This is a genomic window from Streptomyces galbus, assembly GCF_005280195.1.
GTDB classification, from domain to species: domain Bacteria; phylum Actinomycetota; class Actinomycetes; order Streptomycetales; family Streptomycetaceae; genus Streptomyces; species Streptomyces galbus.
In genome coordinates, this window is sequence record NZ_SZPR01000010.1 from 472,649 (window position 1) to 485,961 (window position 13,313).

Sequence of the window (13,313 nt, forward strand, 5' to 3'; positions counted from 1 at the left end):
CCTGTGGGGCACCTGAGAACAGGTTTCGTTGACCTTCTTTGCCAATCCGATAACCGGGACGGGTGCACCGCAGAGCGGATGCCGGGTGGGTCAGCCGAGCTCGGCGAGGGCCGCGTCGAGCACCCGGCGCAGGCGCAGCCCGTCCGGCGCCAGGGCGGTGACGAGCACCGCGGGCCCGGCGAGCGGCACCAGGGAGGCGGTCTCGCCGAGCAGCCGCGCCTCGGGCGGGTGCTCGGCGAAGGAAGGCCGTACGACGAGGAGTTGCCCGAGGGCGCGGTGCCCCGCCAGCACGGCGGGCCCGTCCCAGCCCGCCGGCGCCCCGGGGCCGCACGCCACCTCCTGGTCGAGGACGAGCCGGGCGCCGACCCGCAGGACCAGACGGCCGGAGAGCCGCCCGGGTTCCTCGCCGACGCGGCCCAGCACCTGCTCCTCGCGCAGCACGAGGGTGGCCGTGGGAGCGACGTCGACGCGGGTGGTGACGCGCAGGTCGCTGCCGCGGGCGGAGATGAGGGGCTCGGGCAGCCAGCCGAGCCGCGCCCCGTCACCGACCCGGATGCGCAGGTCGTAGCGGGCGTCGCCGCCGGCCTGGCCGGGCAGGGCGATGGTGGCCGCGGCGGAGGTCAGGCGCAGCCGTGCGCCTTCCTCCACGTCGGCCCGGACGGCGAACCGGTCGCCGCCGAGCGGCCCGCTCATGGCCCCGACGAGCACGACCCGGGCCTCGTCGGCGTCCCCGCGGGTGCGGCGCAGCGCGAGGGGTCCGTCGCTCTCCAGCACGGGCAGGCAGGTTCCGCCCCGCCCGTCGGTCCGGGCCACGAGCCGGGCGGTGGCGCGGACCCCGGAGGAGGTGGCGGCGGGGGCCGCGCGCCCGGCCGGGGGCGCCGGGGGGAGCGTGCGGGGCGCGGCGGACGCGGGCCCGGTCACGCGGTCCACGCGGCCAGCCGGCCCCGTACCCACGCGGCGACGTCGCGCACGCCGCTCCCGGCGCGCAGCGACTGGAGGACGACGGGCAGTTCGGCACGCTGTGCCTTCGCGTCGGCTGCCATGCGGGCGAGGTCGGAGCCGACGTAGGGGGCGAGGTCGGTCTTGTTGACGACCAGCAGGTCGGCCGTGGTCACGCCCGGGCCGCCCTTGCGCGGGATGTCGTCGCCGCCCGCCACGTCGATGACGAAGACCTGCGCGTCCACCAGCCCCTTGGAGAAGGTGGCGGTGAGGTTGTCGCCGCCGGACTCCACCAGCACCAGGTCCAGGGGCCCGACGGCGTCCTCCAGGTCCTCGACGGCCTCCAGGTTGGCGGAGATGTCGTCGCGGATCGCGGTGTGCGGACAGGCCCCGGTCTCCACGGCGGCGATCCGCTCCGGCGGCAGCACGGCCTCCCGCAGCAGGAACTCGGCGTCCTCGCGGGTGTAGATGTCGTTGGTGACGACGGCGAGCGCGAACTCGTCGCGCAGCTCCCGGCAGAGGGCGGCGACGGTGGCGGTCTTCCCGGAGCCCACGGGTCCGCCGAGCCCGATGCGCAGGGCGCGGCGACGCCCGTCGGGACGGCGGGCGTCGGCGCCGACCGCCGCCGGGGCGTGGGGGTCGGAATGGTCGAGGTGCATGGGAACTCCCGGGTTCTCTGGGGCCTTCTGGGGGGTGGGCTTCGAGGGCGCACCGGTCGGGGCGGTGGTTCCGCGGGCCTGCGCGGGACGGCGCGACGGCGGGGCGGTGGGCCGCCCGCGGGCTCGCGGGGGGGAACGGCGGGGAGGGACGGTCAGGAGGCGAACAGCCGTGTCGGCCGGGCGGCGTGCGCCTCCGCGCCGATCTCCAGCAGGGGCGCGGAGGCCGCCGGGAGCGCCTCCACTCCCTCGGTCAGGGCGGTGCGGGCCGCGGCCACCGCCCGGTCGGTCACCCGGTCCACCTCGCCGGCCGTCCGCGCGAGGACGCCGGTCGCGTCGAACGGGTCCAGGCTGAGCAGCCTCACCACGGCCGTCGCGGGGCCGCTGACGCTCTCGTAGGCCGCGCAGTACGCGGCGTCCCGCGCGTCCAGGCCCGCCGCCCGGGCGGTCACGCCGAGCACCACCGGCTGGTGGGCGCCCTTGGGGAACGTCCGCGCCAGCGCGTCGAGTCCGGCGTCGGGCCAGGCGGACCGGGCGGCGCGCAGCAGTTGGCGCCCCAGCCTGCGGGCGGTGCCGCGCAGGGCCGGTGACGGGGTCCGCGCGTCGGCGGCCTCGTCGAGCGCCACGGGGTCCGCGCCGAGCGCGGCCGCCGCGGCGAGCGCCGCCGCCACCAGCCCCGCGGTGTGCAGCCGTCCCCGGCAGAAGTCCTCGAGGTCCGCGGACCCGGTGATGCGTCCCGCCCGGACGGCCGCCTCGGCACCGCCGGAGTGCGCGTGCCCTCCGGCGGGGAACCGGCCGTCGGCGAGGACCAGAAGTGCCGCCTTGGTCATGCTCGTTCGCTCCCGCCCACTCGTACGATCCGTTGACTGCCGGCTGCTCAGAAGAGGAAGTACCGCTGGGCCATCGGCAGCTCGGCGGCCGGGGTGACCTCCACGAGGTCGCCGTCGATGCGCACCGCGAAGCTGTCGGGGTCCACCTCGACCCGGGGCCGGGCGTCGTTCTCGCGCAGGTCGGCCTTGGTCACCCCGCGGGTCGACTCGATGGCCACGAACCGCTTCCCGAGCCCGAGCCGCTCCGGCAGCCCGTCCTCGATCGCCAGCGGGGCCACGAAGTTGAACGAATTGGCCGCCGGGGCCCGGCCGATCGCCCCGTACATCGGGCGGGGCAGCACCGGCTGCGGGGTCGGGATGGAGGCGTTGGCGTCGCCCATCTGCGCGTACGCGATCTGGCCGCCCTTGAGGACGAGGTGGGGCTTGACGCCGAAGAACGCCGGTTCCCACAGCACGAGGTCGGCGAGCTTGCCGGTCTCCACCGAGCCGATCTCCCGCGCGAGGCCCTGGGCGAGCGCCGGGTTGATCGTGTACTTGGCGACGTAGCGCCGTACGCGGTGGTTGTCCGCGCGCCCGTCGCCCGGCAGGGCGCCCCGGCGCCGCTTCATCACGTGCGCGGTCTGCCAGGTCCGCAAGACGACCTCGCCGACCCGGCCCATGGCCTGGGAGTCGGAGGAGACGATCGAGATGGCGCCCAGGTCGTGCAGGACGTCCTCGGCGCCGATCGTGGACGGCCGGATCCGGGACTCGGCGAAGGCCAGGTCCTCGGGCACCGCCGGGTTGAGGTGGTGGCACACCATCAGCATGTCGAGGTGTTCCTCGGCGGTGTTGACGGTGAACGGCCGCGTCGGGTTCGTCGAACTGGGCAGCACGTTCGGCTCGGAGACGACGGTCATGATGTCGGGTGCGTGCCCGCCGCCCGCGCCCTCGGTGTGGTACGCGTGGATGCCGCGCCCGGCGATCGCGGCGAGCGTGTCGCCCACGAAACCGGCCTCGTTGAGGGTGTCGGTGTGGATCGCGACCTGGATGCCGGTGCGGTCGGCGACGGTCAGCGCGGCGTCGATGACGGCGGGGGTCGAGCCCCAGTCCTCGTGCAGCTTCAGCCCGAGGGCACCGCCCCGGACCTGGGACAGCATGGCCTCGTGCGAGACGGTGTTGCCCTTGCCGAGGAAGCCGATGTTGAGCGGGTACTGCTCCATCGCCTCCAGCATGCGGGCCAGGTGCCACGGCCCCGGGGTCACGGTGGTGGCCTTGGAGCCCTCGGCGGGCCCGGTGCCGCCGCCCACCAGGGTGGTGATGCCGGCCGCCAGCGCTTCGTCGGCGATCTGGGGGCAGATGAAGTGCACGTGCGCGTCGATCGCGCCCGCCGTCAGGATCCGCCCGTTGCCCGCGACGATCTCCGTCTCGGGGCCGATCACCAGGTCCGGGTGGACCCCGTCCATGGTGTCGGGGTTGCCCGCCTTGCCGATGCCGGTGATGCGGCCGTCGCGTATGCCGACGTCGGCCTTGACGATGCCCCAGTGGTCGACGATCACCGCGCCGGTGACGACGGTGTCGGGAGTGCCCTCGGCGCGCGTGGCGCGCGACTGGCCCATGGACTCGCGGATGACCTTGCCGCCGCCGAACACGGCCTCGTCCCCGGCGAGCCCGGGGCCGCCCGAGCGGTCCTCCTCGATCTCCACGAGCAGGTCGGTGTCGGCGAGGCGGATCCGGTCGCCGGTGGTCGGCCCGAACAGGTCGGCGTAGGCGGCGCGGGAGATCTCAGGCATCGAGGGCACCTCCGGTCTCCCCGCGCAGTCCGGGCACGACGCGGGCACCGGCGAGGGGGACGAGTTCGACGTCGACGGGCAGGCCCGGCTCGAAGCGCACGGAGGTGCCCGCGGCGACGTTCAGCCGCTTGCCGCGGGCGGCGGCGCGGTCGAACTCCAGGCCCGGGTTGGCCTCCGCGAAGTGGTAGTGGGAGCCGACCTGCACGGGGCGGTCGGCGGCGTTGAGGACGGTCAGCCGGGTGACCTCACGGCCCGCGTTGTACACGATCGGGCCGTCCCCGAACAGGACTTCGCCGGGAATCACGGGTGCCCCCTCAGACGATCGGGTCGTGGACGGTGACGAGCTTGGTGCCGTCCGGGAAGGTCGCCTCGACCTGCACGTCGGGGATCATCTCGGGCACGCCCTCCATGACGTCGTCCCGGCTGAGCAGCGTGCGCCCCGAGGCCATCAGCTCCGCGACGCTGCGCCCGTCACGGGCGCCCTCGAGGAGGTGCGAGGTGATGAGGGCCACGGCCTCCGGGTGGTTCAGCCTGAGTCCCCGGGCCCGGCGCTTCTCGGCGACGTCGGCCGCCACGTGGATGAGCAGCCTCTCCTGCTCGTGCGGGGTCAGTTGCACGTCCCACCTCACCTCCTCGCGGCGGGCCGTGCGGGGCCCGCCTGCCGCGGTCACCGGGAAAACGCCCTGGTGACGTGGAGGGGCAGGCTAGTTGGGACGCGTTTCCGGCGCGTTAACCGGCGGCGCCGGCGCGCGGGCCGCACCCGCTCACCGGCGCCCGCGGCCCGCGCTCCAGGACGCCGTCGGGAACGGGGCCCGGGACCGCGGCCGGGACCGCCGCGGCGTCCGGCGCCGACGTGCGGGCGCTCGCCGGGGCTAGCGGGGCTCCGGGCCCCGGTGTTCCGCCGCGATGCCGAAGCGGCCGCGTTCGCGGGGAGCGGACGCGGCCTCGTGGACGCGGGAGACGGCGCTGATCACCCGCTCGTCGTCCGGGGCGTCGAGGGCGTCGAGTCGCTCCAGGTCAGCGGCGGAGACCAGGGCGACGAGGGGCTTGCCGTGCCGCGTCACGACGACGCGCTCACCGCCGTAGACCACGCGGTTGATCAGCTCGGCGAGTTCAGCCCTGGCTTGCGTCACCGGAATCTCGTAGGCCATGCTCCCCACATTACGTCATGTACGTCCTGTACATTTTTTACAGCGGCAGTCCTGCCCAGGGAGGCGTGAGCCATGACCCGACCGACCGCCCGTCATGTCCTGCCGGAGTTCACCGAGCGCACGAGCTCCGGTCACCGGTCGACGGACCCGTACTCCAAGCTGCTGGAGGAGCGGATCGTGTTCCTCGGCACCCCGGTGGACGACACGTCCGCCAACGACGTGATGGCCCAGCTCCTGCACCTCGAGCACCAGGACCCCGACCGGGAGATCTCGCTGTACATCAACTCCCCCGGCGGCTCCTTCACCGCAATGGCGGCCGTCCACGACACGATGGACTACGTCGGCTGCGACGTGGAGACCATCTGCCTGGGCCAGGCCGGCACGGTCGCGGCGGTACTGCTCGCGGCGGGCACGCCGGGCAGGCGGCTCGTGCTGCCGGGGGCCCGCGTGGTGCTGCACCAGCCGGCACTGCCCGAGCCGGTGGAAGGACAGGCCAGTGATCTCGCCGTCCAGGCCGAGGAGCTGTCCAGGACGCGGGCCCGCCTGGAGGAGATGCTCGCCCGGCACACCGGCCGCCCACGCGAACAGGTGGGCGAGGACCTGGAGCGGCACCGGTTCCTGGACGCCCGGGCGGCGGTGGAGTACGGCCTCGCGGACGGGATCGTCCCCGCCCGCCGGGCCGGCCGGCCCCCGCTCGCCGGGAAGTGAGGCGGCCGATGCTGCCTCCCGAGCTGCCGCCGCTGCCCGCGCTGACGCGCGCCGAGGCCGAGCTGATCGACCGTTACCTGGAGGTGGTCGACCTCCTCGGCCGGATCAACCCCGCCCACGACGGGGACACCTACCGCGGACTGCGCGCCGCCCAGGCCCTGGTCGGCCGGGCGACCGCGCTGCGGGACGCGCTGGTCCTGATGCACCAGCGGGGCGAGAGCGAACTGCACGCGCCGACGCTCGCGCGGGCCCTGCGCGTGCTGGACGGCGAGCGCCGCACGGCACGGGTCACCGTCCCGCCGCCCGCCGAGAGTTGAGCCACGCCGGCGCGGCGCGCGGCGGGCCCCGGACGGACCAAACGGGGTACCGCCGTTCGATGTAGACGCGACTGCCGTTACTGGCGGGTTCGGGTTGCGCATCCGGCGTGGACAGGACGTGGAATCGGGTGTTCCCTGCCTGGTCCGGGGGCATTTCCGGGGGTGGACGGCTGACCGGACATCAGCCCGGCCACTCGAACGGGTGAGTGGTGAGTAACAACACAAATCCCAGGTTCCGTTGGGATTTTCGGACATGTGTGAGCCAAGATCCCTGTCTGACGACAAGACCCCGCCGAAGCGGCGGGGCGATCCGGGCGGACGCCGAGTCCTGCCGCCGCCCGGGTGACCGGTCGACAGGAGTGGATCGGCAGGAGTGGAGGACCCAAGCACGACGGGTCGCCGGACCGAGGTCTCCGCACGGAGGCACCGGACCGAGCAGCCCTTGGGGTGAAGCCGCGTCAGCGGCCGGGCAACTTCGCCAGCCCGAATCCGACAGGTCATCCTTCACAGGCGGCTGACGAAGGGTTGCGCATGACTGCGCTCAATCGTGTCCCGTCGCTCATGGCCAGGGCCGGTACGGCCTCGGCCTTCGCCATCGCCGCCGTCGGCGGCTCGATCGTGGTCCCGGGCGTCGCCACCGACGCCGCGGCCGCGACACCGGCGACGAAGGCATTGCAGGTCGCGGCGTCCAAGAAGGGCTCGCCCTACCGGTACGGCGCCACCGGGCCGCGCCGGTTCGACTGCTCCGGACTGACGCTGTACTCGTTCAAGAAGGCGGGCAAGAAGCTGCCCCGCACGGCGGCCCAGCAGTACAACAAGACCAAGCACATCTCGTCGAAGAGCCGCAAGGCCGGTGACCTGGTGTTCTTCCACTCGGGGTCGAGCGTCTACCACGTGGGCATCTACGCGGGTAAAGGCAAGATATGGCACGCCCCGAAGACCGGGGACGTCGTCCGGCTGCAGAAGATCTGGACGAAGAGCGTCTGGTACGGCCGGGTGAAGTGACGCTCCCGGAGCGGCCGCGGCGCCCCTGACACGCCGCCGGCCGCTCCGGAACCTTCCCGGACCTCCTGGACCTCAGGGGCGGCGCAGGGGGCGTCCCTCGGGGCCCAGGGAGTCCCGGGGGGTCCTGCAGCGCCCAGGGGCCGCGCGTGGCGCCGCGCACGCCCCGCAGGCCCGTACGGGCCCGTCCGCGCCGGGAGGGCCCCTCCGGACGCCCGGGGCCCTGTCCGCGCCCTCGGGCAGGGCCGCTCCGGGGCCCCGAGGCCCTGTCCGCACCCCGGCTCCCACTCGCCCCCGCCGCGCCCCCTCAGGGTTCCTGACGCCGGAGTCCGCCCCCGCCGCCCACCGGCGGCCACGCCTCCTGCTGCCCCGCCGTCGGCACCGGCTCCGCCGGGAGCGTCCAGGGCAGCTCGATGGCGACCGTCTTGCCGCCCTCCCGGGTGGGCCGCACCCGCAGCCGCCCGCCGTACTCGGCGGTCAGCCAGCGAATGATCACCATGCCACGGCCGTTGTCCTGCTGGACGGCGGCCGGCAGTCGTCTGGGGAACCGCGGATGGCTGTCGGTGACGCCGACGCTCAGCCGCTCGTCGTGGCGCAGGGCCAGGTCCAGGGTGAAGGTGGGTGACTGGCCGAGGGTGTGCTGCACCGCGTTGGTGGCCAGTTCGGAAACGATGAGACGGACGGTGTCGACCAGGTCCGCGTCCGTCGGCAGGCCCCACTCCGCCAGGACGCCGCTCGCGAAGGCGCGCGCGGTGGAGACCGAGGCGGGATCGCTCGGCAGAGTGACGGATGCTTCCAGCTGGTCTGCCATGGCGACGTCGTCCCTTTCTCACGGGACCGCGGCCCGACACGGGGCGGAAGGTTCGAGTACGGTCCCGGACTGGTGCTTCGTCGCCAGACTGCCATTGCCGCGCGGGTCCCGGACGGCGATCCACCAAGATATGCATATATCTGTCGCTCGAAGCGGTGAACTCTGCCACGGCAGAGCGTTTTCGGGCGGCTCGGCAGGAGTAAGGAGCGGCTCCATGCAGCACGGTCCCGCGGTGCGCCGCCGGAAACTGGGCGCGGAACTGCGGGCGTTGCGCGCCCGCACGGGGCTCACCAGCGGTGAGGCGGCCCGGCTGGTCGGCTGGCACCAGTCCAAGGTGAGCAGGATCGAGACGGGCACGAGCGGCGCGAAACCGGCCGACGTGCGGTTACTCCTCGACGCCTACGGCGTGGACGACCCCCAACTGCGCGAGATGATGCTGCTGTTGGCGGGCTCCGACGACGGCGCCGGGCGGGACCACTGGTGGCACGCCTACCGGGGGGTGCTGCCGCCGGCCTACCGCGACTTCATCAGCCTGGAGTCGCAGGCCACCGCGATGCGGACGCTGGAGACGACCGTGGTCCCGGGGCTGCTGCAGACGGCCGAGTACGCCCGTGCGGTGACCCGGGCGGCCGTGGAGGGGGTGGACGAGGACCGGCTGGACACGCTGGTGGAGGTGCGGCTGGCCCGGCAGGACGTGCTGCGCGCGGATCCGCCGCTGGTGCTGAGCGCGGTCCTGGACGAGGCGGTGCTGCGCCGGGAGGTGGGCGGCCCGGAGGTGATGGCGCGTCAGCTCCGACGGCTCGTGGAGGCCGGGCGACTGCCCCAAGTGCGGCTGCAGGTGCTGCCGTTCGCGGCCGGGGCGCACATCGGTGTCACGGGGCCTTTCGTCATCTTCTCCTTTTCGAACACTTCAGATCTGGACGTCGTTGTTCTCGACCATTTGACGAGTAGCCTCCATCTCGAACGGAAAGAAGACCTTGAGGCCTATACCGAGGCCTTCAACGCCCTTCGCATCCATGCCCTTTCACCCGAGGAATCGCTGGAATACATCGCCGCGACAGGTGACGGCGCGTAAGGAGGCACCATGACCGCACTGCCTCGGAACGTACCTTCCTCCACCACCCTGACCGGGGTGCGGTGGCTGCGCAGCAGCCGCAGCACCGGAGCCAACAACTGCGTCGAGACAGCCCGGCTGGCCGCGGGGCCGTACGCCGGACTGCTCGCCGTGCGCGACTCCAAGGACCCGGCCGGGCCCGCGCTGCTCTTCTCCCCCGAGAGCTGGGCGGGCTTCACGGCCGCGTTCCGCTGACCCCCCGCATCGGACGGACCACGGCCGTGTCACGCCGACTCATGGTCGTGTTTCGCCGATCACCCGTACGGCGCCGTCGATCTGGGCCTCCGTGAGGTCCGCACGGGCGGTCAGCCTGAGCCGGGAGATGCCGTCGGGCACGGAAGGAGGACGGAAGCACCCCACGGCCAGGCCCGCCGTACGGCAGTCCGCCGCCCACTGGACGGCCTGCCCCGGGGAGGGGGCCCGCACGGAGACGACCGCGGCGTCCGGACGCACCGCGTCCAGGCCCGCGGCCGTCAGCCCGGCGTGCAGGGCGCCCGCCACCGCGCGGGCGCGTGCCGCCCGCTCCGGCTCGCGGCGCAGCAGCCGCAGCGCCGCCAGGGCCGCGCCCGCCGCCGCGGGGGCGAGTCCGGTGTCGAAGATGAACGTCCGGGCCGCGTTGACCAGGTGGTCGATCACCCGCGCGGGCCCGAGCACCGCGCCGCCCTGGCTGCCCAGGGACTTGGACAGCGTCACCGTGGCCACCACGTCCTCGGCGCCCGCCAGCCCGGCCGCGTGCGGCGCGCCCCGGCCGCCCTCGCCCAGCACCCCGAGCCCGTGCGCGTCGTCCACCACGAGACCGGCGCCGTGCTCCCGGCAGGCCGCCGCGAGGGCGTCGAGCGGCGCCGCGTCGCCGTCCACGGAGAACACGCTGTCGGACACGACGACCGCCGCGCCCCGGTGCGTGCCCAGGGCCTTGCCCACCGCCTCCGGGTCCGCGTGCCCGACCACCTGGGTGGTCCCGCGGGCCAGCCGGCAGCCGTCGATGAGCGAGGCGTGGTTGCCCGCGTCGGACACGATCAGGGAACCGTGCGGGGCGAGCGCGGTGACCGCGGCCAGGTTGGCCGCGTACCCGGAGGAGAACACCAGCGCCGCCTCGAAGCCGCAGAACGCGGCCAGTTCCCGCTCCAGCTCGGTGTGCAGCTCGGTCGTGCCGGTCACCAGGCGCGAGCCGGTCGCGCCGCCGCCCCAGGTGCGGGCCGCCGCCGCGGCGCCCTCGACGACCTCGGGGTGGTGGGCCAGGCCCAGGTAGTCGTTGCCCGCCAGGTCCAGCAGCGGCGAGTCGGCGGGGCGCGGCCGCAGGGTCCGTACGAGTCCGGCGCGGCGGCGCTGCTCCGCCTGCGCGTCGATCCAGCCGAACGCCATGGCCCCTCCGGTGCTTTTGTAGGTAGCGGACAGACACTAGCGGTACGACCGGCCACACACGGTGTGGCGATACCCACACGTCGATCCGGGTGTGTTGTGCGATCCCTACCTTGGCCCGGAGCGGGTGATTAGGACAGGATCGGCTCTTATGGACCTGCTGAACACGCTGGTGGACAAGGGGCTTCGGCGCGAGCTGCCGACCCGCGAGGAGGCGCTGGCCGTACTGGCCACGTCCGACGACGACCTGCTCGACGTGGTGGCCGCGGCCGGAAAGGTGCGCCGCCACTGGTTCGGACGGCGGGTGAAACTCAACTACCTGGTCAACCTCAAGTCGGGCCTGTGCCCCGAGGACTGCTCCTACTGCTCCCAGCGGCTCGGCTCGAAGGCCGACATCCTCAAGTACACCTGGCTCAAGCCCGACGAGGCGTCCCAGGCGGCGGCCGCCGGACTGGCGGGAGGTGCCAAGCGGGTGTGCCTGGTGGCGTCCGGGCGCGGCCCGACCGACCGGGACGTGGACCGGGTCTCGCAGACCATCCGGGCCATCAAGGAGCAGAACGAGGGCGTCGAGGTGTGCGCCTGTCTCGGGCTGCTCTCCGACGGCCAGGCCGAACGGCTGCGCGAGGCGGGCGCGGACGCGTACAACCACAACCTGAACACCTCCGAGAGCACCTACGGCGACATCACGACCACGCACTCGTACGCCGACCGGGTGGACACGGTGCAGAAGGCGCACGCGGCCGGCCTGTCGGCCTGCTCGGGGCTGATCGCCGGCATGGGCGAGAGCGACGAGGACCTGGTCGACGTGGTGTTCTCGCTGCGCGCGCTGGACCCGGACTCGGTGCCGGTCAACTTCCTCATCCCGTTCGAGGGCACCCCGCTGGCCAAGGAGTGGAACCTCACCCCGCAGCGCTGCCTGCGGATCCTGGCGATGGTCCGGTTCGTCTGCCCGGACGTGGAGGTGCGCATCGCGGGCGGCCGTGAGGTCCACCTGCGCACGATGCAGCCGCTCGCGCTGAACCTGGCGAACTCCATCTTCCTCGGCGACTACCTCACCAGTGAGGGCCAGGCCGGCAAGGCGGACCTGGACATGATCGCCGACGCCGGCTTCGAGGTGGAGGGCGCCGACCAGGTGACGCTGCCGCAGCACCGGGCGGACGTCGCCGGCGGGTGCGGCTCGCACGCCGCGGCCGGGTGCGGCTCCGGCGCCGAGGCGGGCTGCGGCTCCCACGAGGGCGGCGGCTGCGGCTCGCACGCCGAGGCGGGCGGCGGTGTCTGCGGTACGGCCGCGGCCGCGCCGGTGCCCTCGGCCGCCGAGCCGCGCACCGACCTGGTCGCCGTCCGCCGCCGGGGCGCCGGGACGGACCTCGCGCCCAATGCCTGAGCTGGACGTCCCCGGGCTGCTGGACCTCGACCGGCGGCACGTGTGGCACCCCTACGGTCCGATGCCGGGCAGGGCGGAGCCGCTCGTCGTGGAGTCGGCGAGCGGGGTCCGGCTGCGTCTGGCGGACGGCTCCGGGGAGCTGGTCGACGGCATGTCGTCCTGGTGGTCGGCGATCCACGGCTACAACCACCCGGTGCTCAACGAGGCCGCCCGCGACCAGCTGGGCCGGATGAGCCACGTCATGTTCGGCGGGCTCACCCACGAGCCCGCCGTCCGCCTGGCGAAGCTCCTGGTCGACATCACCCCCGACGGGCTGGAGCACGTCTTCCTCGCCGACTCCGGGTCGGTGTCGGTCGAGGTCGCGGTCAAGATGTGCCTGCAGTACTGGCGTTCCCTCGGCCGTCCCGGCAAGCAGCGGCTGCTGACCTGGCGGGGCGGCTACCACGGGGACACCTGGCAGCCCATGTCGGTGTGCGACCCCGAGGGCGGGATGCACGAGCTGTGGGCCGGGGTGCTGCCGCGCCAGCTCTTCGCGGACCCGCCCCCGGCCGCGTACGAGGAGTCGTACGCGGACCACCTGCGGTCGATGGTCGAGCGGCACGCCGACGAACTGGCCGCGGTGATCGTCGAGCCGGTGGTGCAGGGCGCGGGCGGGATGCGCTTCCACTCCCCCGCGTACCTGCGGGTGCTGCGCGAGGCGTGCGACGCGCACGACGTGCTGCTGGTGTTCGACGAGATCGCCACCGGCTTCGGCCGCACCGGTGCGCTGTTCGCGGCGGACCACGCGGCGGTGACCCCGGACGTGATGTGCGTGGGCAAGGCGCTGACCGGCGGCTACCTGACGATGGCGGCCGCGCTGTGCACCGCGCGCGTGGCCGACGGGATCTCCCGCGGTGAGGTGCCGGTGCTGGCGCACGGGCCGACGTTCATGGGCAACCCGCTGGCGGCCTCCGTGGCCTGCGCCTCGATCGGGCTGCTGCTCGGCCAGGACTGGCGGGCCGAGGTGAAGCGGATCGAAGCCGGGCTGGTCGAGGGGCTGGCGCCGGCCGCGGAGCTACCCGGGGTGCGGGACGTGCGCGTCCTGGGCGCGATCGGGGTGGTCCAGCTCGACCACCCGGTCGACATGGCGGCGGCCACCCGGGCCGCCGTGGCCGAGGGCGTGTGGCTGCGGCCGTTCCGCGACCTGGTCTACACGATGCCGCCGTACGTCACCGGGGACGAGGACGTGGCACGGATCGCGCGCGCGGTGTGCGCCGCGGCGCGGGAGGGATGA

At 74.0% G+C, this 13,313-nt stretch carries 16 protein-coding genes and 1 riboswitch; of the genes, 7 read left to right on the forward strand and 9 right to left on the reverse strand.

The annotated features are described in order from the left end of the window. Positions 1-90: 90 nt before the first annotated feature. From E4U92_RS10435 to E4U92_RS10465, 7 genes are all read right to left on the reverse strand, one after another. Positions 91-813 (reverse strand): urease accessory protein UreD, encoded by a 723-nt coding sequence (locus tag E4U92_RS10435; protein WP_229862476.1) that lies wholly within the window; start codon positions 811-813, stop codon positions 91-93. Between the two features lie 104 nt (positions 814-917). Continuing rightward, positions 918-1,598, reverse strand: a complete 681-nt coding sequence (gene ureG / locus E4U92_RS10440; RefSeq protein ID WP_137300024.1) for an urease accessory protein UreG — start codon at positions 1,596-1,598, stop codon at positions 918-920. A 152-nt stretch (positions 1,599-1,750) separates the two neighbouring features. Beyond that, positions 1,751-2,425: an urease accessory protein UreF gene (locus E4U92_RS10445; RefSeq protein WP_137300025.1), complete on the reverse strand. Its 675-nt coding sequence runs from the start codon at positions 2,423-2,425 to the stop codon at positions 1,751-1,753. 47 nt (positions 2,426-2,472) lie between these two features. Then, positions 2,473-4,194, reverse strand: coding sequence for an urease subunit alpha (locus E4U92_RS10450; RefSeq protein ID WP_137300026.1), 1,722 nt, complete (start codon positions 4,192-4,194; stop codon positions 2,473-2,475). Further along, the gene (locus E4U92_RS10455) at positions 4,187-4,498 is read right to left on the reverse strand and encodes an urease subunit beta (RefSeq protein ID WP_137300027.1); all 312 of its coding nucleotides are present in this window, start codon (positions 4,496-4,498) and stop codon (positions 4,187-4,189) included. Before E4U92_RS10455 ends, E4U92_RS10450 begins: the two co-directional genes overlap by 8 nt. 10 nt (positions 4,499-4,508) lie before the next feature. Beyond that, positions 4,509-4,811, reverse strand: a complete 303-nt coding sequence (locus E4U92_RS10460) for an urease subunit gamma (RefSeq protein WP_137300028.1) — start codon at positions 4,809-4,811, stop codon at positions 4,509-4,511. 255 nt (positions 4,812-5,066) lie between these two features. Further along, positions 5,067-5,345: a type II toxin-antitoxin system Phd/YefM family antitoxin gene (locus tag E4U92_RS10465; protein WP_137300029.1), complete on the reverse strand. Its 279-nt coding sequence runs from the start codon at positions 5,343-5,345 to the stop codon at positions 5,067-5,069. 72 nt (positions 5,346-5,417) lie between these two features. Between E4U92_RS10465 and E4U92_RS10470 the strand changes: the two genes are divergently transcribed. The 3 genes from E4U92_RS10470 (at position 5,418) to E4U92_RS10480 (ending at position 7,375) form a co-directional block, all read left to right on the forward strand. Further along, positions 5,418-6,053 (forward strand): ATP-dependent Clp protease proteolytic subunit, encoded by a 636-nt coding sequence (locus E4U92_RS10470; protein WP_137300030.1) that lies wholly within the window; start codon positions 5,418-5,420, stop codon positions 6,051-6,053. 8 nt (positions 6,054-6,061) lie between these two features. Next, positions 6,062-6,370: a hypothetical protein gene (locus tag E4U92_RS10475; RefSeq protein ID WP_137300031.1), complete on the forward strand. Its 309-nt coding sequence runs from the start codon at positions 6,062-6,064 to the stop codon at positions 6,368-6,370. Between the two features lie 387 nt (positions 6,371-6,757). Next, positions 6,758-6,898, forward strand: a riboswitch (cyclic di-AMP (ydaO/yuaA leader). Between the two features lie 3 nt (positions 6,899-6,901). After that, on the forward strand, positions 6,902-7,375 hold the full coding sequence (locus E4U92_RS10480; protein WP_137300032.1) for a C40 family peptidase: 474 nt from the start codon (positions 6,902-6,904) through the stop codon (positions 7,373-7,375). A gap of 304 nt (positions 7,376-7,679) precedes the next feature. On the opposite strand, the gene E4U92_RS10485 is transcribed toward E4U92_RS10480, so the two are convergent. Further along, the gene (locus E4U92_RS10485; protein WP_137300033.1) at positions 7,680-8,183 is read right to left on the reverse strand and encodes an ATP-binding protein; all 504 of its coding nucleotides are present in this window, start codon (positions 8,181-8,183) and stop codon (positions 7,680-7,682) included. Positions 8,184-8,397: 214 nt separating this feature from the next. On the opposite strand from E4U92_RS10485, the gene E4U92_RS10490 reads away from it, so the two are divergent. Then, entirely contained in the window at positions 8,398-9,258 is an 861-nt protein-coding gene (locus tag E4U92_RS10490) for a helix-turn-helix domain-containing protein (protein ID WP_137300034.1), read from the forward strand. 9 nt (positions 9,259-9,267) lie between these two features. Continuing rightward, positions 9,268-9,492, forward strand: a complete 225-nt coding sequence (locus E4U92_RS10495; protein WP_137300035.1) for a DUF397 domain-containing protein — start codon at positions 9,268-9,270, stop codon at positions 9,490-9,492. 39 nt (positions 9,493-9,531) lie between these two features. Here E4U92_RS10495 and E4U92_RS10500 read toward each other — a convergent pair whose 3' ends face one another. Next, entirely contained in the window at positions 9,532-10,659 is a 1,128-nt protein-coding gene (locus E4U92_RS10500) for an 8-amino-7-oxononanoate synthase (RefSeq protein WP_137300036.1), read from the reverse strand. A gap of 148 nt (positions 10,660-10,807) precedes the next feature. Between E4U92_RS10500 and bioB the strand changes: the two genes are divergently transcribed. Together bioB and E4U92_RS10510 are read left to right on the forward strand one after the other, a co-directional pair. Beyond that, a complete protein-coding gene (gene bioB, locus E4U92_RS10505) occupies positions 10,808-12,040 on the forward strand; it encodes a biotin synthase BioB (protein ID WP_137300037.1) in 1,233 nt (410 codons plus the stop codon). Further along, entirely contained in the window at positions 12,033-13,313 is a 1,281-nt protein-coding gene (locus E4U92_RS10510; protein WP_137300038.1) for an adenosylmethionine--8-amino-7-oxononanoate transaminase, read from the forward strand. The genes bioB and E4U92_RS10510 overlap by 8 nt, the downstream gene beginning before the upstream one ends.